Below are 21,520 nucleotides of genomic sequence, written 5' to 3'. Positions count from 1 at the left end.
TGCTTTCGAAGCGCTGCGAGCCGGACGGCAACCCGATCCGCTTCCGGGATGCCGCCGCCTTCGGAGGCCTCAGCGGCGCGGAGACGCCGAGGCCTTGCTGACGGGCGCCAGCGCGCGCTCGCCAGGCGAGTCGGCGAGGACCGGTTGGGCTTGCAGGAATCCTGCCCGCCGCCCCCACGGGCGCGCCCTGCCGATCAGGCCGGCGGCGCGTTCGGCCTCGCTCAGCCGGGCTGCGGCGTAGAAGAAGCAGAGTCCGCCGACGACGAGAGCGAGCTGGACCCCGAGCCCGTTATGGCCGGAGAGCAGCAGGACCTGTCCGAGCGCGGCGAGAAGCGATAGGAGCACGAACACCAGCAGCCCGTTGCGGCCCAGCACCACCAGCGGCTGCAGGAGACGGGAAGCCGCCAGGCGGCCCGAAACGCCCAGGCCGTAGATGAAATAGGCCAGGCCGAGGAAATGCACGAGCCGGCCGATGCCCAGATTGGTCTTGTCGAGATCGAGCCAGCCATAGACGGCGTCGCGGACGCCGAACGACAGGTCGAAGCCGTTGGTCACCACGAAGGCTCCGACGAAGACGATCACGCAACTCAGAACGAAGAGGGACTTCGATCTCGGCAGGCTGTGCTGCTGCATCATCTGCCCGGCGGCGATGCCGATCGCCATCATCAGCTGCCAGGCGAAAGGATTGAAGAACCAGCCGCCGGGGATCGGCCAATTGGGCAGGTTCCAGCCGTAGAAGCGCGTGGCGGCATAAAGCAGGACCGACGCCGCCAGCATGAGCTCCAGCCGGATGCGCGCGAGATAGAGCAGGCCGGGCACGAAGGCGATGAGGACGATGTAGAGGGGCAATATGTTGAAATAGCCGAGCTGATGGCCGAGGGAGACCAGACCCACCACGAAGGTACCGGCATCCTTCACGTAGAGATCGCGCCCATGCATGGCCATCAGGGCCGGATCGCGCCAGATGATGGCGCCGGCCGCGAAGATCGCCAGGCCGGCCAGCGACATCAGGATATGGATCCCGTACAGCTTGACCGCCCGCTTGAGCAGGGAGAGCGAGACATCGGTTTCCCTGCCCGATTCGAATTTCTTGCGGTAGGCCAGCGCCATCGCCACGCCCGACAGGAAGACGAAGGCCTCGGCGGAGTCGGAAAGGCCGATATTCCGGAATGTGAGGGCTTCGAACACATTGCCGGGCATGTGATTGATGAAGATCGTGCACAGCACGAAGCCCCGCCACATGTCCACGGAGCCCGAGCGCGGCCTCGCGCCGGCCTTGGCTCCAGTCGCAGCCAACCCGGTCGCTGCCGAGCCGGTCACCGCCCAGCCGTTCGCCGTCCGACGTCGATCTTGACGGCCGCGCCAGGCGGCCGAAAGCTCCCGGGCGGCGAGGCGCAGGCCCTCGCAAGCCCCGATGATGCCGATCGACGTCAACGCGTAAAGCGCGAGCGGCGGCAGTTCCTGGGGCGACAGCCACAGGGCGTAAACCGGGTTGATGAAGAAGAATGTCGCCGCGAGGCTCGTCAGGGCCAGGGCGAACAGGCCGGCGCCGAGGCCGAACCATGCCGATGAAAGCGCAACGGCCGGCAGGAACAGGAAGAAGGAATAGCCGTGCCAGGGGAACACCCACCTCAGAGGCCAGCAGAGCAGCACGAACAGGGCGGTGAAAAGATAAGGCCTCATCGATTTCAAATGTGGTCCTATCAAATTTGCAAAGTCGGAGCGGCTCCCCGGAGCATCCATGCCACTCTCCTTCCCACTTGAACGCCGGACGCCGATATCCGAGGTCACACGAAAGACGCAGCGAAGGGGTACGAAATCCGCCATGCTGTGCCGCCTGAACGGTGTTCTCTCACCTTCGACCTGTACCCAGGATGAACGAAGACGAGGCCTCCCGACTCGGCGCCGACCATAATCGGCATGGAAACACCGGGGCACGGCGCTTGTTCCCCGCCCGCCTCGGCGTGTCGCCGACCGCCTTCAGACCCGATTCGACATGCGGCCGGACGCGCTGGCCGTCGATGCAGGCGGATCGGACCAAATTTATCTCGAAGCCCGGCGCCTCGCCGGGATCAATAAATCGGGAGCGATCGCCCGTGAGCGGAACGTATTATGCGTTTCAGATCGCGCGGACCGCGGATAAAATCCGTCCGATGGACCCTCGGCCTTTGCATTAAAGCAATGCAGAACCCTTCCAATCAGAGACGTTCCCGCCTTATACGAAATGGTGGCGCCCCGTCTTTCTGACCATGGCGACCTGAACGTCCGGCACCAAGAAATAACTTGAGCTCTACCATGCGGATGGACACCACGTTGTTGACATAAATAGCCGCATGATACCGCCGACAAGTACGGACACCCCGTCATTTGCAGCATGCTTACGGAGCGGCATCGTCTTTTTACGTGAATTCCGGCAGAAATCAGGCGACTTCAAGTTGTGTCTTTGCCCTCATGCAGCGTCTTCGCGCAAAACACCCGCGACCGAATATCACGGGGGCAGGATTCTGCCCAGTGGCACAACAACGGTATCGGCAGCCTGTACGTCAGCGTATCGCCCCGCGCGTCCTTCAATATAATTGCCACATTTTTGACTAATTTTTTCACTTTGCCGAGCAAAAAAACACATTCTCGCACGGCATCTAGCATCGTAATTCCGGAATTATCCGGGACATCCTGCGATATAATTACGTATATTCCGCCATTCTGAAGTTTTTTACTTTCATATAGCAAGCATTTTTTAAACCTAAGACAGCTTTCCGTAGCCACCATCGGCCCTTTACAGCAGTAAGAATGCGACGCAGATGCTCATGACGGTGGATCCTTACCGTTGACAAAGGTGGATTCTTACAGCAGATAACGCCTCTGCTGCGATGGCACTCATGTGGTGCGCATGCGAGCTCTCATGGGGATTTCATTATGTCGAAACTTGTATTCGCATTGGCGCCGATTGTGTTCCTCGCCGGCACCGCACTTATCTCGCCCTCCAGCGCCCTCGCGGCCACCGGTTCGTTGACGAACTGCGCTGAGCATTATTGCAAAGATCCGAGCGTGAGCAATGTGGTGGTGGCCAACGAATTCACGCCTGCTCCGGCGCCCGAGCCGCACCATCATCATCATCACCATCACCACCACCATGGGCATGATGGGCACCACCACCATCACGGCCACCACGGCCACGACCACCATGGTCATCACGGCCATCACGGCCACCACCATCATGGTCATCATGGTCATCACGGTCACGACCACCATGGCCACCATGGTCACCACGGCGGCCATCACGGCCATCATGGCCACAGTCACCATGGCGGTCATCACGGCCACCACGGTGGGCACAATGGCGGTCATCATGGGCACCACGGCGGCCATCACGGCCACCATGGTGGACACCATGGCGGTCATAACGGCCACTAGCGCCGGAGATTCGTCTCTGAATCCTACAGCGAGACCGCGAGCATACTTGCGGTCTCGCTTTCTGGATGTGCTTGCGCCTCTCGCCCACGCCGGGCGGAGGCTGTGGGTTCGTACGGTCGGCGATCTCGCATTCGCGCCGGTCATGGGAATCCGAGGCGCCGGCTGCGGGCCTGAAAGCCGAGATCTTGCCCCAGCCGCGAACGACATGCGCACCACGATGACCAGCATTCCATCCGCGTCCTGGGTGACCGGCGCTATGCAAGGTCGCGGAGGTTGCCGCCTGCAACAGAGCAGCGCCCCGGGGCATTGAACATCGTCGATCGGAATGCCCGGGAAGCGCCACGACGTTGGAATGGCGCGGGCGATGTCACGTCGGAAGATCGGCGGCATCGATGCTCCGGGGCCGCCCGCAGAGCAGCTAAAGAGATGGAGCCGCTTTGTCTCTTGTCGAAGGAAGGCCTATTCTGGCCGGATAGCGTACCCTGGCATGGCGACCGGTCCGTCAGATCCTCGGCAACGAACGCGCCTGCGACCGCCGCCTTGGCTCAACGGGCGCCCGAATGTCATCCACACCGTGGTGCCGGCGAAGCACACAGAAGGGTTCGCGAGCTTCGGCACCTTCGCCGGGACCCGTATACGCCGTTGCGCGGCGCGCCAACGGGCCAAGTGGTCCCCTGCTTCAAGCTGCCGTCAGCGCACGGGTCGCAGGGTCAGCGACGCGACGCCCGCCGCGAGGCTGACGCCTCTCTGCGCCTGGCCGGAAAGAGGCTGCAAGGTGAAGGATCGGCCGGAGCCGCCGACCAGCGCATTCGCCCCGCCGCCGACGCCGGCCGTCGCGGACGCCGACACCCCGACATAGTCTCCCGCCAAAGCGCCCCGCTGCGGCCCGGTCGTCGAGGAGAGCACGTCCCAGACCAGTACGCCGCGCTCCGTCCTGCCGATATCGAGGCCGAACTTCCGGATGGTGCCGACATAGCGGTCGGTATGACCGTGCGTCGAACGGAAGGCGCAGCGCATGCTCTTCGACGAGGTGATGATCATCCCGAGGCCTGCCGACACGTCGCAGCGCAACACGCCGACCTGGACGCTGGCCTCGGCCGGGGCCGCTTGCAGGGAAGCGGCGCAGACAGCCAGAGCAGCGCAAGACAATGCAAGAGGAAAGCGCATGGCGAGATCCCATTCAATTGATCCAACAGGTGTGTGCCAACGGTCGGGCACCGATTTTGTTCCGGAGATAATCGCGCGGCCTATCGCCCCCTCGGTCCGTGCTTTCCTCGGTCCACTTTCGGTTCCTGATACGATACGGTATCTTGGTGCGTGCGCTGGCGTTTGGCGTCTTCTTGTCGTATGCCGACTTTGCCCGCTTCCGAGCGGGGTTCGATGCCGGACCGTCGACGGACGGGACCATGCTACAGGACGTCCGATGCTGTCTCTTGCTCCGCTGCGCTGCCTCTCCTTCCGCTTCCTGATTCTTTCGGCCGTCGCCTTCGGCACGCTCGAAGGGCAGGCACTCGCCCAGATGCCCGGCGGTCCTCCGGCCGTGGGCTTCGTCGTCGCGGCCAAGAAGCCGATCACCCAGGTCCAGGAATTCATCGGGCGCGTCGAAGCGGTGAACCGGGTCAACATCGTCGCGCGCGTCACGGCCGAGCTGGAGGAGGTTCCGTTTACCGAAGGCGCCGAGGTGAAGAAGGGCGATGTACTGTACCGCCTGGAACGCCCGCCCTTCGAGGCGCTGGTGGACAGCAGCAAGGCCAATATCGCCCAGTTCGAGGCGCTCCTGCGCAACGCCACCCTGACCACGAAACGCGCTCAGTCCCTGCTCTCCACCCCGGCCGGCCAGCAATCGGCGGTCGACAGCGCCCTCGCCCAGCAGCAGGCCTACGCCGCCCAGTTGCTCGGCGCGCAGGCCCAGCTCAAGACCTCCCAGATCAATCTCGACTACACGACCATCGCCGCCCCGATCGACGGGAAGATCGGACGGACCGCCATCACCGTCGGAAACGTCGTGGGGCCGACTTCCGGCACGCTGTCGACGATCGTCAGCCAGGATCCGATGTATGTGACCTTTCCGGTGCCGTCGCGCCAATTGCTCGATCTCAGCGAGCACTATGCCGGCAAGGGCGGCTTCGACGCGGTGAAGATCCGCATCCGCCTGCCCGATGGCAAGATCTACGCGCAACAGGGTAAGCTCGACTTCATCGATCCGTCGGTCGCGAACTCGACCGACACCATCGTCCTGCGCGGCACCATTCCCAATCCGATCACCCCCGGCACGAAACCCGGCGACATCAACCGGCGGCAGCTGGTGGACGGTGAATTCATCACGGTGCTGCTCGAAGGCGTCGAGCCGGTCGTCGCACTGGCCATTCCGCGTTCGTCTGTGCTCTCTGACCAGCAGGGCAGTTACGTCTACGTCGTCGGCGCCGACGACACGGTATCCCAGAAGCGCATCCAGCTCGGCCCGTCGACCGCGGCGGTCGCCATGGTCTCTTCGGGGCTGAACGAGGGCGACCACGTCGTGGTAGCAGGCATCCAGCGCGTACGGCCGGGCATCAAGGTTTCGCCTTCGCCGGCCAGCGCCACGCCCGCCGACACCAGCGGAGCCGGACAGTAAGCGATGTTTTCATCCGTATTCATCGATCGGCCCCGCCTGGCGATCGTCATCGCCATCGTCATCACCATCGCCGGCGCGCTGGCGATGATGCGCATCCCCGTCGAGCAGTTTCCGAACCTGGTGCCGCCGCAGGTCCAGGTGTCGACCACCTATCCCGGCGCCTCGGCCAGCGTGGTCGAAGCCGCGGTCGGCCAGCCGCTCGAAGCCCAGGTCGTGGGCGTCGACAAGATGCTCTACATGAAGTCGACGAGCGGCAATGACGGCAGCTACAGCCTTACGGTCTCCTTCGCGCTCGGCACCAACCCCGACATCGATACCGTCAACGTCAACAACCGCGTGCAGGCCGCGCTCTCCAAGCTGCCGCCCGCCGTGCAGCAGCAGGGCGTGACAGCGCAGAAGCGCTCGTCCGCCATTCTGCAGTTCCTCTTTCTCTATTCGGAATCCGGCAAGCAGGATCCGCTGTTCATCACCAATTATGCGACGATCAACGTGCTTGATCGTCTCTCGCGCATCGAGGGCGTCGGACAGGCCAGCCTGTTCAGCCGCCAGAACTACTCGATGCGCATCTGGTTCGATTCCCAGCGCCTGACCAATCTCGGCCTGCAGGCCTCCGACATCGCCAGCGCGATCCAGGCCCAGAACGTCCAGGCCCCCGTCGGCCGCATCGGCGCCCAGCCCGCGCCGTCCGACCAGCAGTTCCAGATGAACCTGCAGACGCTCGGCCGCCTCGAGACGCCCGAGCAGTTCGGCAACATCGTGGTGCGCGCCAATCCCGACGGCTCGGTGTTGCGCGTGCATGACGTCGCCCGCATCGAGATGGGTGCCCAGAGCCTCGACACCACCAGCCGCCTCAACGGCAAGCCTGCCGTCGCCATCGCCATCTATCTCTCGCCGGGCGCCAATGCGGTGCAGACCGCCAAGCGCGTCACCGACGCGCTGGCCGATATGAGCACGCGCTTTCCCGAGGGGATGAAGGCGCGCGTCGTCTACGACACCTCGGAATTCGTCAACGACACCATCAGCGAAGTCGTCCGTACGCTGGTGGAGGCGTTCATCCTGGTCGTCATCGTCGTCTTCCTGTTTCTTGGCAACCTGCGCGCCACCATCATCCCCGCGATCGCCGTCCCGGTCAGCCTCATCGGCGCCTTCGGCGTGATGCTGGCGCTGGGCTATTCCGCCAATACGGTGTCGCTGCTCGCCATGGTGCTCGCCATCGGCATCGTCGTCGACGATGCCATCGTGGTGGTCGAGAATGTCGAGCGCGTGATGGAGGAGGAGCCCGATCTCTCCCCGGCCGATGCGACCAAGAAGGCGATGGGGCAGATCACCGCGCCCGTCATCGCCATCTCTTTGGTGCTGCTGTCGGTGTTCGTGCCTGTCGCCTTCATTCCCGGCCTGACCGGCGAACTCTTCCGCCAGTTCGCGGTGGTGATGACCTCAGCGATGGTCATCTCCGCCTTCAACGCCTTGACGCTCTCTCCCGCGCTCTGCGCCGTGTTCCTGCGCCATTCCAAGAAGCGCGGCATCATGGGCGCGGTGATGAACGGCATCGACAGCGTGCGCAACGGCTATGCCGCCGTGGTGCGGCGGCTCGTGCGCGTGTCGGTCCTCAGCCTGGTGGCGGTGGCCGTCTTCGGCGCCGGCATCTACTACATGGCGCTGAGGACGCCGACGGGCTTCGTGCCGGAGGAGGACCAGGGCGCCTTCTTCGTCGTCGTGCAGCTTCCCGACGGCGCCTCGGTCAACCGGACGACCGAGGTCGTCAAGCAGGCCGAAGGCATTCTCAAGCAGATCCCGCAGATCCAGGATACGCTCGCCATCGTCGGCTTCTCCATCCTCGACGGCGGTGCCCAGCCGAACGCGGCGTTCATGGTCGCGCGCCTGAAACCCTTCGCCGACCGGCAGGGCGTCCAGAACTCGGCGCAGGCGCTGATCGCCAAGGTGTTCGGCGCCACCCAGTCGATCAATTCGGCCCAGATCTTCGCCTTCAACGTGCCGCCGATCATCGGCCTGTCGACCAGCGGCGGCTTCGAATACCAACTCGAGAACCTGGAGGGCGCCGATCCAGCCGCGATGGGCAGCGTCATGCAGGGCCTGCTCGCCGCCGCCAATCAGAACCCGCAGCTCTCGCGCGTATTCTCGACCTTCACGGCCACCAACCCGTCGATCTATCTCAATATCGACCGCGACAAGGCCCAGGCGCTCGGTCTCTCCATGACCGACGTCTTCGCGGCCCTGCAGAACACGCTCGGCGGCAATTACATCAACGACTTCAACCTCTATGGCCGCACCTGGCAGGTCAACCTGCAGGGCGAGGCGAACGACCGCAGCGACGTCGAATCGATCTGGAAGATCTACGTCCGCAACAAGGGCGGCGAGATGGTGCCGCTGCGCTCCATCGCCTCGATCTCGACCCAGCTCGGGCCGCAGACCATCAGCCGCTACAACAATTACCGCTCGATCACCGTCAACGGCTCGCCGGCTCCGGGCATCTCCTCCGGCACGGCCCTCGCCGCCATGACCGACGTCTCCGCCAAGACCCTGCCGCCCGGCTACAGCTTCGAATGGACCGGCACCGCCTATCAGGAGCATGAAGCGCAGGGGCAGACCAGCATCGTGCTCGGCCTCGCCGTCCTCTTCGCCTTCCTCTTCCTGGTCGGCCTCTATGAAAGCTGGACCATCCCGATCCCGGTGCTGCTGTCGGTGTCGGTCGGCATTCTCTGCGCCTTCTTCGGCATCAGCGTCGCGGGCCTTTCGCTCGACGTCTACGCCCAGATCGGCCTGGTGGTGCTGATCGCCCTCGCGGCGAAGAACGGCATCCTGATCGTCGAATTCGCCAAGGAGCGGCGCGAGCACGGCGATTCGATCCAGGACGCTGCGATCCAGGGCGCCGCCATGCGGTTCCGCGCCGTGATGATGACCTCGATCGCCTTCGTGCTCGGCCTGCTCCCGCTCGTCATCGCCACCGGTGCGGCGATGATCAGCCGGCGCGACGTCGGCACGCCGGTCTTCGCCGGCATGATCGGTGCGAGCCTGATCGGCATCTTCCTGATTCCGATGCTCTACGTGCTGTTCCAGTCGTTGCGCGAGGGCATCAAGAGCCGCTTCACCCGCAAGCCGGCCGCGACGCCGACGGCGCCTCACTGAGGCGTCCTGGTATCCGCCGGAAACGGCCCGACGCGTAAGGACATCGACGAAGATCCAGAGCAAAACAGCGTTTCCCTGCAAACGCGTTTTGCTCCGGTCGGCGGCGCCGACGACCCCGCAAACGACGCAGGCATTCCCTTACCGCCCCGCCTTGCCTGCCTTCGAAGGATCCCCAGGGGGAAGCGCGCGGCATTTCCGTCGAGATTGTGCGAAAAATCCTTCTTCCCATGCACTATCGGCCGGCCGGGCGTTGACAGCAAGCCAGCTAGAGCGAAATTGTTCAGACTGTAGAATATCCAGCATTAGAGAAGTAATTTCTGCATTCGGACGGGGAGAAGCGCGGGAGAGTTTTGGCGATTTCGTCCCAGAGATCGTGGATGGATCGGGTTGCAGCCGCGCGCAGGAGAGCTTTGAGCTTTGCGAAGAGGTTCTCGATCGGATTGAGATCGGGGGAGTAGGCGGGCAAGTAAAGCAGTTCCGCCCCTGCGGCCTCGATGGCTTGGCGCACACCCGGGACTTTGTGGCTGCTCAGATTGTCCATGATGACGATATCGCCGTAATTGAGGGTGGGAACGAGGATCTGCGCGACATAGGCCTTGAAGCAATCGCCGTTGACTGGGCCGTCGAGCACGCAGGGAGCTGTCAATCCCCCGCTGCGCAGAGCGCCAATGAAGGTCGTGGTTTTCCAATGGCCATGCGGCACGTAGTCGATCAGGCGCTGTCCGCGCTTGCACCTGCCGTAGTGGCGCGCCATCGCGGTCGAGGCCCAGGTCTCGTCAATGAAGACCAGACGCGAGGGCCTCAGCCAGATTTGGTTGCTGTGCCATTTGCGGCGAGCGGCCGCGACATCGGGGCGTTTTTGCTCGCTGGCGTGGATCGTCTTTTTTTATATGTCAGCCCAAGCCGCTTGAGCATATGCCACATCGGGGCATGGCTGATGCTGACCCCCAATTCTTCCTCCGCCCAGGCCCGCAGATCCGCGACACGCGCATCCGGATCAGCCGCGACCTTGGCCCGCAGAACCTCTTCATGCTTGGCAAGCTTGAGCGGAACATGATTGCGCTGGGGGCGGGCACTGACCTCCCCCGTCGCGCGCCGCCGCGCGGCCGCCTTGTAGATGTAGGACACACTCACCCTGAAGATTGGTGCGATTGTGCTCGCCGACATCCCGCTATCCAGCGCCCCAAGCACACGATCTCGCAAATCCTGCGAATAGGCTTCACCACGCTTCGTCATGCTTCATCTCCGGAATAGCCCGGAAACCTATGAATCACACTAAGCCATCCAGTGGAATCCCTTCCGATTCCACTCAGACAAATTCCGCTCTAAAAAACCACACTGTTGCCTTATTCGCCATCTGCGCACCGAGGCGCCGCGGCCGGTTCGATGCCGACGGCGTCCGGGAGACTTTCCGAATGGACGAAGCGGCCGGCGAGGCCACGAATGCCTGTTCGACTGTGACGGAGAACCCCATCATGACATCCCCGCCCCCAGCCGCCATCGATGCGGGCTCGCAGCAGCGGGAACGGTCGATGCTGATGGCGGGGCTGTCTGATCTGGTGCTGATCGTGATCGCTTTCGCGGTCGCCATCTGGGCGAATTCGCTGATGATCGGCGCCGAGGCGCTGCGGGGCACGCTGCTCTTCTCGCTGGAAATGGTGCTGCTGATATTGATGCGGCGGATCCATCGCGGGCGGACCCACACATTCGACTACGGCGCCGGCAAGCTGGAGCAATTCGCCAATCTCGGTATCGGGACGGCGATGGGCCTCGGCGGCCTGTGGGTGGCCGGCACCGCCGCCTATCGCTGGTGGAATCCGCCGGTGCAGGCAGGCCTCGGCCTCTACTTCGCTGCCACCGTCGGTGTCATCAACGTCGCCCAGAACGCCTGGGCGTTCAGGGCGCTGTCGCTGGCCAGCCGCGGCGGCGATTCCGTCATCATGATCGGGCAGGTCCGCACCCGGCTGGCGAAGCTGGTGTCCTCCGGCCTCGTGCTGTGCGCCCTGTGCGTGAACGCCGTGTTCGGCGACTCGCCGATCGGCCTCGCCGCCGAAGTGCTCGGATCGGCCTTCGTGGCGCTGGTGATGCTGGAACTGGCGGTTTCCATGTGGCGCCGGGCGATGCCCTCGCTGCTCGACCGCACGCTCGAGGAAGCCCAGCAGGAGATGATCAACCGGGCCCTCGTCGATCATTTCGAGGATTATGACGACCTGGTGTCGGTGAAGTCCCGGATCTCGGGCAATACGCCGCTGGTGGAGATCGTCCTCGGCTTTTCCGCCCATCGCCAGATCGGCGAGATCCAGCGCATCGTCGACAAGGTCGCAGCGACCGTCGGGAACCTCATTCCCGGATCCCGGGTCACGGTGATCCCGGTCGAATGGCACGAGCCGTCCTGACGACTCGCGCCGCCGGAACAGCGTGGGGCGTCAACCATGTAGACGTCAAAGCGATGGTGCCGTCTGGGCTTTTCGTCTAGAACGTCCGCATACTCCTCGATTAAGGTCCGCCATTCGTTTTCACTGCCCCGTCCCGCGAATTTCCAAGATGGAATCGCCTCAAAGTCGAAGGCTCCGTGCCCCCGTGACAGAGATGACCACAGCCAAGGCCGCAACCGGACGCGCCGTTTTCCGAAGCGCATGCAACGCGGCTGCCGCCGTTCCGCTCGCCCCTTGCGTTCCCCTGGCCCGTACGTGCCCGCCATGAGCGCTCGTCACGTCCCGCTTGACGATCTCACCTCCGGATCGCTCAAGGGTGCCCGCGTCCTGGTCGCGGACGACATCGAAATGAACCGGGAGCTGTTGGTCCGGCGGCTTTCCCGCCTCGGCATCACCAATGTGCTGCAGGCGGCCGATGGCCGCGAAGCGCTCGATCTCATCACCAGCGTGCCGCTGGACCTCGTGCTCCTCGACATCATGATGCCGGTGATGACGGGCTTCGATGTGCTGGAGGCCATGGCGGCGCGTGGCGGCACCGAACGACTGCCGGTCATCGTCATCTCCGCCATGAATGAGATGGATTCGGTCGTGCGCGCCATCGAGCTGGGGGCGGAGGACTTCCTGCCCAAGCCGTTCGAGCCGACCCTGCTGCGGGCCCGCGTCGTCACCTCGCTCGAAAAGAAGCGGCTGCGCGACCGCATGCGCGAGGAGCTCTCCCGCAAGCAGGCGGAGCTGACCGAGGCGCGCAACCTCCAGCTCGCCTTCGTCCCGCCTCCCCATGCCGACGACAGCCTGCTCATCGACGTCGTGCTGGAGCCCGCACGCGAGGTCGGGGGCGATCTCGTCGACCATGTCGTGCTGGCGGACGGCCGGCATATGCTGGTGCTCGGCGACGTCTCCGACAAGGGCGCCGGCGCCGCTCTCGTGATGGCCCGCACCTACACGCTGATACGCGCGCTGGCGATGCGCTCGGACGCCTCCGACCTGTTCGCCGACCTCGCCCAGGCGGCGCAGGCCCTCAATGTCGAGCTGAGCAAAGGCAATCCGAGCTGCATGTTCGTCACGCTGCTGCTCGGGGTGTTCGATCCTTCGGACGGGCGGCTCGCTTATGTCAATTGCGGGCATGTCCCGCCCTTCCTGCGACGCGCGGACGGCACGATCGAGCGGCTGGACGTCGCCGGAGGCCTGCCGCTCGGGGTGATCGACATCGCGGAGTACAAGGCGGGCGAGGGCCGCCTGCACCCGGGCGACGCCCTGCTCGTCCTGAGCGACGGCGTCACCGAGGCGGCGGCACCGAACGACGTCCTGTTCGGGGAGCACGGGGTGGAAGCCTGGCTCGCCGCGCCGCCGGCCTCGCTGGCCTCCCTCGTCTCGACCGTGCGCGCGCATGAAGCGGGGGGCCCCCCCTCGGACGACGTCGCCGCCCTCCTCCTTCGCTTCCACGCCGTTCTCCCATAACTCGCTCAGGAAGATTTCCGAAGATGCCGATGGTCAAAGCCAGTCCCCTGACGAGAAGCATATTGCTGACGCTCCTCGGCGTCGTGGTGCTCGGCATCATCGTCACCGTGATCACCTCGATCCTGCTGGACAACATCGCCAAGGATTCCGCCCTGGAGCGGGTGAATTCCAACATGCGGGTGGCCTGGGAGGTCGTGTCCGCCAAGGGCAAGACGTTCTCCGTCGACAACGGCAAGCTCAAGGCGGGGGATTTTTCCCTCAACGACAATTTCGAGGTCGTCGACAAGATCAAGGATCTCGTCGGAGGCACCGCCACGATCTTCATGGGAGACACGCGCGTCTCCACCAATGTGATGACGGAGGGCCATCGGGCCGTGGGCACGACCCTCGCCCAGGGCCCCGTCCATGATGCCGTCTTCAAGGACAAGAAGCCCTTTCGCGGCGAGGCCGATATCCTCGGCGAACCCTATATGACCGCCTACGATCCCATCCTCGATTCCTCGGGAGCGGTGGTCGGGGTCCTCTATGTCGGCGTGAAGAGAGAGGAATTCCTGAAGTCGGCCAATACCGCCCAGGGCGCGGTCATCATGACCACGATACTCGCGGCCGGCTTTTCCCTCGCCTTGAGCTACCTTCTCTCCAGCCAGAGCCTCGCCGACCAGGCCCGGCGCCTGCTGGACAGCAGCCCCACCGCCGTCGCCATCGTCGCGCAGAACGGCAGGTTCCTCTACGCCAATGTGCGGCATGACGAGCTCTACGGCGCCACCGAGAAGAGCGCCGCCCCCAGTTCCAACGAAGATGTCCATGTCGACCCCTCCGAGCGCCTGAGGCTGATGGCGAAGTTCCAGGCCCAGGGAAGCCTGCGCGACGAGGAGGTCCATCTGGTGAAGACGGATAGGACCACGTTCTGGGCCCTGCTCAGCCGCCAGACGATAAATTATGACGGCGAGACGGCGGCGGTGAACTGGCTCTACGACATCAGCGAACGCAAGGCCGTGGAGACGGCCATGGCTGAAGCGCGCGACCTCGCCGAACAGGCCAACCAGACCAAATCGGAATTCATGGCCAATATGAGCCATGAGCTGCGCACCCCCCTCAATGCGATCATCGGCTACGCGCAGATCCTGCAGGAGGACATGGAGGATATCGGCCAGGACAGGGTGCTGCCGGATCTCAAGCGCATCGAGTCCGCCGGCAAGCACCTGCTGAAGCTGATCAACGACATTCTCGACCTCAGCAAGATCGAGGCGGGCCGGATGGAGGTCTATCTCGAGCCGGTGAGCCTGCCGAAATTGCTGGACGAGCTGCAATCGCTCGTCACGCCGCTGGCGGCGGCGCGCGGCAACCGGCTGGAATTCAACGTACCCGCCGACACGCCGATGCTGCGGACCGACTACACCAAGCTCAAGCAGAGCCTGCTCAATCTGCTGAGCAATGGCTGCAAGTTCACCGAGGGCGGGCTGGTCCGTCTCGACGTCTCGCTGCCGCCTGACCAGGTGGTGTTCCGCCTGAGCGATTCCGGCATCGGCATGACCAAGGAACAGCTGGGCCGCCTGTTCCAGGCCTTCACCCAGGCCGATGCCAGCACGACGCGCAAATATGGCGGCACCGGCCTCGGCCTCGTCATCACCCGCCGCCTGTGCAAGCTGCTCGGCGGCGACGTGACGGTGGAAAGCACGCCCGGCAAGGGCAGCATCTTCACCATTACCCTGCCGCTGGAGACGAAGGTGCCCTCCGCCGCCACCTCCGCCTCGACATCCGCCACGCCGGCGGCGGCGAGCGGGCCGGAGGACGCCACCACCGTCCTGCTGGTCGACGACGATCCGCAGATCCATCACCTCATCGGCACCATGCTCGCCCGCGAGGGTTATCGCGTCGAGCATGCCGGCGGCGGCGCCGAAGCGATCGAACAGGCGCGCGCGCTGCGGCCGGCGGTCATCCTGCTCGACGTGATGATGCCCAAGGTCGATGGCTGGACCGTGCTCGGCACCCTCAAGAACGATCCGGCGCTCGCCGACATTCCGGTCGTGATCGTCAGCCTGCTCGACGAACGGCCCCTCGGCCTCTCGCTCGGCGCGGCCGAGTTCCTCACCAAGCCCGTCGACCGCGGGCAGCTGATCGCCACCGTCCGCGCGCACGCCGGCACGACGAACGGCCGCGTGCTCGTGGTCGACGACAATCCGGACGACCGCAGCGCCACCGGGCGCGCGCTGGCTGCCAGCGGCTACGAGGTCACCGAGGCCGCTTCCAGCGCCGAGGCGCTCGCCTGGCTCGAGCAGAATCCGCCGCCCGCCCTCATGCTGCTCGACCTGATCATGCCCGACATGGACGGCTTCGCCCTGCTCGACCGGGTCCGGCGCGACGAAAAGCTCAAGGACGTGAAGGTGCTCGTCATGACGGCCAAGGACCTGACGGCGAACGAATCCGGCTTCCTGCTCGAACGGGGCGGCATGATCATTCCCAAGGGACCGGAAGCGCGGGCCGCGCTGCTCGACGCCCTCAAGGAATTACGTGGATAACCGGGAGTTACACGGATGACGCTGCGCATTCTGCTCGTGGAAGACAATCCGGAAAATCGGGACATGCTGAGCCGGCGCCTGCTTCGCCGCGGCCATCAGGTGCTCTTCGCCGGCAATGGCGCGGAAGCCGTCTCCATGACCCATTCGGAACGCCCGGACATCGTGCTGATGGATCTCAGCCTGCCGATCATGGACGGGTGGGAAGCCACGCGCCGTCTCAAGAACGATGCGGCCACGCAGGCGATTCCCATCATCGCGCTCACGGCGCATGCGATGGCCGGCGATCGCGCCCGCGCGATGGAAGCGGGCGCCGACGATTACGATACCAAGCCCGTCGATCTCGAATCGCTCATGGGAAAGATTGCGGCGCTCACCGGCGCGTGAGCGTTTCCGCCTGCCTGTCCGGGAGGTGCCGGGCTCCGCCCGCTCCCCCTCGGCCGGCGCCTCGTCCGCCTCCCGCCCGCGCGGCTTTCGCGAAGAAAACCGCCCGTGAATCGGGGTGTTAAATCACAGTCACAAATCTACCTTATGGCTTGTCCTTCAGCGGCTTAACTCCGTCGGTCGCCGCTGGCCGAAAGGACACCACGCCTATGCCCTACCGCCACCGGCAAGCTGCATGAGCATCATCGCGACCATTGCCGCCTTGCTCAGCGGGCTCGGCTTGTTCTTCATCGGCGTACGCTCCCTTTCCGCCAATCTCGTGCCCCTTGCCGGCCGGCGGACCCGTGCCGTCTTCGCGCAGGCCATGCGCGGCCCGGTCAGCACCGCCGTGAGCGGGACGATCGCCGGCCTGGCGACGCAGAGCTCGTCGGCCGTGTCCTGGATCATCATCGGCTTCGTCCGGGCCGGCGTGGTGCCGGCCGGCCCCGCGCTGCTGGCGCCGAGCTGGTCGAATGTCGGCACCGCCATGCTGCCGCTGCTGCTCGCGGTCGACACCACCACGGCGGCGAGCCTCGTCATCGGCATCGTCGGCTTCATCACCTATTTCAGGCTGGCGCGCGGTGACCGCATGCGCAACGTGCTCGACGCCGCGCTGGGCGCCGCGCTGCTGCTCTTCGGCATGCACATCGTCTCCTCCACCATCGAGCCGGTGCGCGAGGCCATGCTGCAGAGCCCGACGCTGACGGCGGCGCTGCAGTCGCCCTGGCTGCTCGCCCTGATCGGCGCGGTCTTCTCGTTCATCGCACAGTCCTCGTCCGTCGCTACGGCGATCGCGGTGGCCGCTGTCGGGGCCAAGCTCCTGACCGTGCCCGCCGCCTTGCCGGTGATCGCCGGCGCCAATGCCGGCGCCATCTTCAACAATCTCGTCAATATGTCGGGCGAGAACCTGGCGGGACGTCTGGTTTTCGCCTGCCAGGTGGTGCAGAAGGCGACCGGCTCGCTCCTGCTCGCCGCATTCGCGGCGGTTTCGGGCCTGTGGCCGGCCGAAGGAGCATCGCTCACCGCCATGGCCGGCCATAATGCCAGTGCCCAGATCGCGGTGGTGTTCACCATCGCCCAGGTCATCGGCTCGACGATATCGAGCCTTACGGCCGGCCCGGTGCGGACGCTGGTCCAGCGCTGGACGCCGGTCAACCCCGCCGAGGCGCTGGCCCAGCCGACCTTCCTCCTGCGGGAGGCGCTGTCCGACCCGCCCGCCGCCCTCGATCTCGTCATCCGCGAACTCGCTCGCCTCAGCGCGCGGCTGCCGCTGATGCTCGATCATGTCCGCGCAGAGTCGGATCCCGCGACGCCGCAGGCATCGATGCTGCGCACGGCCGGGAGCGCATTGGCGGGGACGATCAAATCCTATCTCGCCACGCTGCTCGACAATCAGCCCCGCCGCAGCGAGGTCGCCACGGCGCTGCTGCTGGAGGATGCCGTCGGCAATATCGCTTCGCTCCACGAGGCGCTGGCCGAACTCGCCACCGCCGTTCCCCGCGCCGCCGCCCTGCCCACCACCGGCAGCCTGGTCGAAGGCCTTCACGCCCTGCTGATCGTCGTGGCCGATTATGTCCAGGATCTCGGCACGGATGATCCGGAGTTCGTCCTCGGCCTGCTCGGCGACCGTGATCAGCTGATGGAAGATCTGCGCGGGCGCTTGTCGTCGAGTTCCGGCGCCCCCGCGGACATGCAGGATGCGCTGTTCCGGATGACGATCCTCTTCGAGCGCGTGGTCTGGCTCGCACGCCGGGTGGTCATCGACATGAACCAGGCACAAAAGGCCTTGGCGGCCGACTGAGACGGCAGCCGGAAGGGCTGTCGGCCTGCCTTTCGTCGAAGGACGTTGCGGCTCCCGCACCGGCCGAGGCCGGTGCGCCGGGAGTGCATGGCGCCTCAGCTGCCGGCCAGCGCCTCAGCGCGCGTGCCGAAGGCGGTGATGATCTTGTTGAAGCCGCTGATCTCGAACACTTCCCTTACTGCCGGCTGAGAAGCGCAGACGGAGAACTTCACGCCCTTTCCCTTGCCGAGCTTGGCCGCCTTGAGCAGCAGCCGCAGCCCCGCCGACGACATGTAGCGTACCCCCTCGAGATCGGCGACGACGGCTCCTTCCTGCAGCAGGCCGAGCAGTTGCTGCTCGGCTTCGGCAGCCGTGGCCGTGTCGAGCCGGCCGTCTAGAACCGCAACCGTGACGTCTCCGGATTTGAACGTGGTAATCTGCACGGGCAATATTCCTTGAAAGGGCCCGTCGATGGGAACGACGGGCGGATGAACTGTGAGCCTACTCTATTATCATACCATCTCGAACAGGGCGGTCAGGCAATTGCGGCCTTCGCGCCGTTCATAGGCGATCTCCTGCACGAGAGACCGCACGAAATGGATGCCGAGGCCGCCGATGTCGCGATCGTCGAGCGCGAGCGAGACGTCCGGCGCCGCCGCCGCCAGCGGATCGAAGGGCCTGCCGTCGTCCTCGACCGAGAGGCGGAGCCGATCGGCCTCGCGCTCCGCCCTGATCTCCACATAGGTCGCACCGTCTTCGCCGCCCGCGCCGTGCATGGCGACATTCGCCACCAGTTCCTCGCAGACCACCGCGAGCCGATAGGCCGTCTTCGGGGGCAGCTCGGACGCCTCGGCATAGGCTTCCACCCGGTCGAGCATATCCGGTACGGCTGCGACGCTTGGTTCGAGACGAATGACCAGCGTCGGACTCGGCAAAGGTTCGTCTCCTCGATTCGATCTGAAAGTTCGGTCCGGCTTCCCATCGCCCCATGGCGGAGCTTCGGGCGACGGCCGGGACATCACATGATGCGACGCCTCTGCCGGCTCGATGGCCATCCCTTCGCCGTCATGCCGGCGGGCACGGGCAAACCATATCGTATCCCACCGGAAACTCAACGCAGGCCGGTACGGCCCCCTTCGCACGGACGACATCCCACGGCAGCAGGCCGCTAGCGTCACGGAAGCCGGCCGGATGGCGCGAAACCGTCATCGATGGTCTGCTTCGATTGTCTCGCAGGACAGACCGAACAGGGACAGCGCGCTTTCGAGATAGCTTGCCAGCAGCGGCATGCCGAGAAGATAGGTGCCGGTGCGCGCATTGTGGGCCCGCAAAGCCTCCTCACGAAGGGCGGGCCAGTCGCCGAGGTCGCCGTCGCCGCGCCCGAGCCAGGCGAGCGTGACGAGATCGATCTGCTCGTCTTCGTTCAAGCCCCAGATGAAGTCGGCGAGTTCCCGACGGACGGGATCGTCGGCATGATCCTCAAGCACGGCCCACATGGAATCGTCGCTGGCATTGGACGCCGGATTGGGTTCGGTCACCGCGTCCTTAGCATCGTATTGGCGCGCCTTGCCGGCGATGAAGCACACTTTTTCGGGCGAGATCGACAGATCCGGGAGAAGAGCCATCCAACATGTCCCTTGCGGGCGAAGGGCCCGCCTCGACGCCCGCAAGGCTGCGGCCGTCGGAACGACAATGATCCTCCCGGGATCCGGCGCGTTGACAAGCGTCAAGCTCCATCTGCAGGACCTCAGGCAGAACCTTTGCGTTAGAGGTCCGGCGGCAAAATTCCCTTCGGGCTTGACCGAGGTCAATGCCGCGGCGCGAGTCTCCTGAGACAATGAGATTATGTCGAGCGACGGCCCCGGACGGGAGTCATGCGATGATCCGCGAGATCCTCATCTCCTCCGCCGGGCTGCCCGGCACCGTGCGGTCGCCACCCCGGCCAGCGGGGCTCGTCGTCTTCGTGCACGGAAGCGGCTCCAGCCGTTTCAGCCCCCGCAACGGCGCGGTGGCGCGCGGCCTTCACGATGCCGGGTTTGCGACGCTCCTGTTCGATCTCCTGACGGCGGAGGAGGAGCGCGACCGCGGCAATGTCTTCGATATTCCGCTGCTCGCCGGACGGGTGATCGAGGCAGTCGGATGGATCGACCAGGACGAGCAGCTCTGCCGCCTGCCGCTCGGGCTGTTCGGCGCGAGCACCGGAGCGGCGGCGGCTCTCATGGCCGCAGCGAGTCCCGGCACCAGGGTCGGCGCCATCGTCTCGCGCGGCGGGCGGCCGGATCTCGCCGGCGATGCGCTTGCGCGCGTAAGAGCGCCCACGCTGCTGATCGTCGGCGGTTGCGACGTCAGCGTCGTCGCGCTGAACGAACAGGCCATGGCCGCGCTGCAATCGCCCAAGGCCCTGTGCATCGTGCCCGGCGCTACCCATCTCTTCTCGGAATCGGGCGCATTGGAGGCGGTGATCCGCCACGCCGCGGAATGGTTCACCCTGCATCTCGCGCGCCGTAAGGTGGCGGCGGCCTCCGGCCCTCCCTGAAGCCAAACGCGTCCCCCGGCAGCGACATCCCGCTTCGCTCTTCGTCACGCGTTTCGCGTTTCTTGCCGATGCCGCCCCTTTGCACACTGCCCCAGGAGCCGACCATGTCCTTCCAGGACCGCACCGATGCCGGGCGCCGCCTCGCCGAAGCCCTCGCCGGCTACGGGCCCCGCCGCCCGATCGTCCTCGCCCTGCCGCGGGGCGGCGTTCCGGTCGCCGAGGAGGTTGCCCGCCGGCTCGGCGCACCTCTCGACGTGGTGCTCGTCCGCAAGATCGGCGTGCCCTCCCAGCCGGAGCTGGCCATGGGCGCGGTGGTCGACGGCCCGACGCCGGTGGTGGTGCAGAACCGGGAGATCATGCGCAGGGCCGGCGTTTCGGAAGCGGCCTTCGCCCATGTCCGCGAAGGCGAGATGGCGGAACTCCTCAGGCGGCGCAGGCTCTATGTCGGCGATCGCCCGCGGCCCGTCCTCGACGGGCGCACCGTCATCGTCGTCGATGACGGCGTGGCGACCGGCGCGACCACCTCGGCCGCCCTCCGCGCGGTACGCAAGCAGCATCCGGCCCGCCTGATCCTGGCGGTGCCGGTCGCCCCCGCCGACACGCTGGAGGAATTACGCCAGGAAGCCGACGAGATCGTTTGCCTGGAGAACCATCGCTTCTTCACGGCTGTCGGCACCTATTATGCCGATTTCGACCAGGTCTCCGACGACGAGGTCGTTCGCATCCTCGCCCGTTCGCACGACAAGGAACCGCCGGCCGGCCCGCAAGCGGCTCCCGATTGATCGGCCGCCATCCCTCACGCCGCATGGCCGACAGCGAGCTCACCCATCATCTTGCCGGTCTCGGCCGTATAATCCTGCGCGGCGGCCCGCCAGAAGGCAGTCTGGGCTTCCAGGACGTCGGTATAGGTCCGCGACCGGCCGAGCCTGGCGAGGAAGTCCGACTGGGCGCGCAGGCGCTGCGCGGCAAATCGCGTCAATTCCGAGGCCATCGTGGCGGGAACATCCATCCAGACGGCGCTCCAGATCGTCTGCACCTCGTCGGAATCCAACAGGAACGGTGCGAAGGTCTCGGTCTCGTTCAGCTTCGAAATCGGCCCGCTCATCGCCATCTCCTCGGCCATCCCCGGCCCTCGGGCCCCATCGCCCGACTGGGCCGATACTGGCGTCGGATCGCGGCACCCGCCTTGATCCGGGT

Annotated in this window: 17 protein-coding genes; 9 read left to right on the top strand and 8 right to left on the bottom strand. The window is 65.3% G+C overall.

Annotation, left to right across the window (positions count from 1 at the left end):
• Positions 1 to 69: 69 nt before the first annotated feature.
• The 3 genes from opgC to J3R73_RS04730 all read right to left on the bottom strand — a co-directional run bounded on the left by opgC (position 70) and on the right by J3R73_RS04730 (position 4,581).
• The gene (gene opgC / locus J3R73_RS04740) at positions 70 to 1,683 is read right to left on the bottom strand and encodes an OpgC domain-containing protein (protein WP_307423055.1); all 1,614 of its coding nucleotides are present in this window, start codon (positions 1,681 to 1,683) and stop codon (positions 70 to 72) included.
• Positions 1,684 to 2,877: 1,194 nt separating this feature from the next.
• On the bottom strand, positions 2,878 to 3,402 hold the full coding sequence (locus tag J3R73_RS04735) for a hypothetical protein (protein ID WP_307423054.1): 525 nt from the start codon (positions 3,400 to 3,402) through the stop codon (positions 2,878 to 2,880).
• Between the two features lie 702 nt (positions 3,403 to 4,104).
• A complete protein-coding gene (locus J3R73_RS04730; RefSeq protein ID WP_307423052.1) occupies positions 4,105 to 4,581 on the bottom strand; it encodes a DUF992 domain-containing protein in 477 nt (158 codons plus the stop codon).
• A gap of 256 nt (positions 4,582 to 4,837) precedes the next feature.
• Here J3R73_RS04730 and J3R73_RS04725 point away from each other — a divergent pair, with 256 nt between their 5' ends.
• Together J3R73_RS04725 and J3R73_RS04720 are read left to right on the top strand one after the other, a co-directional pair.
• Complete coding sequence (locus J3R73_RS04725; RefSeq protein ID WP_307423049.1) at positions 4,838 to 6,028, top strand: efflux RND transporter periplasmic adaptor subunit; 1,191 nt, start codon at positions 4,838 to 4,840, stop codon at positions 6,026 to 6,028.
• A 3-nt stretch (positions 6,029 to 6,031) separates the two neighbouring features.
• On the top strand, positions 6,032 to 9,175 hold the full coding sequence (locus J3R73_RS04720; RefSeq protein ID WP_307423047.1) for an efflux RND transporter permease subunit: 3,144 nt from the start codon (positions 6,032 to 6,034) through the stop codon (positions 9,173 to 9,175).
• A 280-nt stretch (positions 9,176 to 9,455) separates the two neighbouring features.
• On the opposite strand, the gene J3R73_RS04715 is transcribed toward J3R73_RS04720, so the two are convergent.
• Positions 9,456 to 10,411 (bottom strand): IS630 family transposase gene (locus tag J3R73_RS04715; protein ID WP_370879838.1). Its coding sequence is split into 2 segments (ribosomal slippage): positions 9,456 to 10,063 and positions 10,063 to 10,411, totalling 957 coding nucleotides; the frame shifts between segments, so codons are not numbered across the junction.
• Positions 10,412 to 10,650: 239 nt separating this feature from the next.
• On the opposite strand from J3R73_RS04715, the gene J3R73_RS04710 reads away from it, so the two are divergent.
• From J3R73_RS04710 to J3R73_RS04690, 5 genes are all read left to right on the top strand, one after another.
• Positions 10,651 to 11,571, top strand: a complete 921-nt coding sequence (locus J3R73_RS04710; RefSeq protein ID WP_307423045.1) for a cation diffusion facilitator family transporter — start codon at positions 10,651 to 10,653, stop codon at positions 11,569 to 11,571.
• Positions 11,572 to 11,874: 303 nt separating this feature from the next.
• The gene (locus J3R73_RS04705; RefSeq protein ID WP_307423043.1) at positions 11,875 to 13,068 is read left to right on the top strand and encodes a PP2C family protein-serine/threonine phosphatase; all 1,194 of its coding nucleotides are present in this window, start codon (positions 11,875 to 11,877) and stop codon (positions 13,066 to 13,068) included.
• Between the two features lie 23 nt (positions 13,069 to 13,091).
• Positions 13,092 to 15,587 (top strand): response regulator, encoded by a 2,496-nt coding sequence (locus J3R73_RS04700; RefSeq protein ID WP_307423040.1) that lies wholly within the window; start codon positions 13,092 to 13,094, stop codon positions 15,585 to 15,587.
• Between the two features lie 15 nt (positions 15,588 to 15,602).
• Positions 15,603 to 15,971: a response regulator gene (locus J3R73_RS04695; RefSeq protein WP_307423037.1), complete on the top strand. Its 369-nt coding sequence runs from the start codon at positions 15,603 to 15,605 to the stop codon at positions 15,969 to 15,971.
• 232 nt (positions 15,972 to 16,203) lie between these two features.
• On the top strand, positions 16,204 to 17,808 hold the full coding sequence (locus tag J3R73_RS04690; RefSeq protein ID WP_307423034.1) for a Na/Pi symporter: 1,605 nt from the start codon (positions 16,204 to 16,206) through the stop codon (positions 17,806 to 17,808).
• A 95-nt stretch (positions 17,809 to 17,903) separates the two neighbouring features.
• Here J3R73_RS04690 and J3R73_RS04685 read toward each other — a convergent pair whose 3' ends face one another.
• The 3 genes from J3R73_RS04685 to J3R73_RS04675 all read right to left on the bottom strand — a co-directional run bounded on the left by J3R73_RS04685 (position 17,904) and on the right by J3R73_RS04675 (position 19,412).
• Positions 17,904 to 18,230, bottom strand: coding sequence for an STAS domain-containing protein (locus tag J3R73_RS04685; protein ID WP_307423030.1), 327 nt, complete (start codon positions 18,228 to 18,230; stop codon positions 17,904 to 17,906).
• Positions 18,231 to 18,299: 69 nt separating this feature from the next.
• A complete protein-coding gene (locus J3R73_RS04680) occupies positions 18,300 to 18,722 on the bottom strand; it encodes an ATP-binding protein (protein ID WP_307423028.1) in 423 nt (140 codons plus the stop codon).
• Between the two features lie 270 nt (positions 18,723 to 18,992).
• Positions 18,993 to 19,412: a DUF3775 domain-containing protein gene (locus J3R73_RS04675; RefSeq protein WP_307423026.1), complete on the bottom strand. Its 420-nt coding sequence runs from the start codon at positions 19,410 to 19,412 to the stop codon at positions 18,993 to 18,995.
• 254 nt (positions 19,413 to 19,666) lie between these two features.
• Here J3R73_RS04675 and J3R73_RS04670 point away from each other — a divergent pair, with 254 nt between their 5' ends.
• Positions 19,667 to 20,323: a dienelactone hydrolase family protein gene (locus J3R73_RS04670; RefSeq protein ID WP_307423024.1), complete on the top strand. Its 657-nt coding sequence runs from the start codon at positions 19,667 to 19,669 to the stop codon at positions 20,321 to 20,323.
• Between the two features lie 104 nt (positions 20,324 to 20,427).
• Entirely contained in the window at positions 20,428 to 21,105 is a 678-nt protein-coding gene (locus tag J3R73_RS04665; protein WP_307423022.1) for a phosphoribosyltransferase, read from the top strand.
• A 14-nt stretch (positions 21,106 to 21,119) separates the two neighbouring features.
• On the opposite strand, the gene J3R73_RS04660 is transcribed toward J3R73_RS04665, so the two are convergent.
• Positions 21,120 to 21,428, bottom strand: coding sequence for a phasin family protein (locus tag J3R73_RS04660; protein ID WP_307423019.1), 309 nt, complete (start codon positions 21,426 to 21,428; stop codon positions 21,120 to 21,122).
• Between the last annotated feature and the right edge of the window lie 92 nt (positions 21,429 to 21,520).

The sequence above is a fragment of the Labrys monachus genome (assembly GCF_030814655.1).
GTDB lineage: Bacteria > Pseudomonadota > Alphaproteobacteria > Rhizobiales > Labraceae > Labrys > Labrys monacha.
Note: the sequence above shows the minus strand (reverse complement) of the source record. Positions and strands in the feature narration are given on the sequence as shown.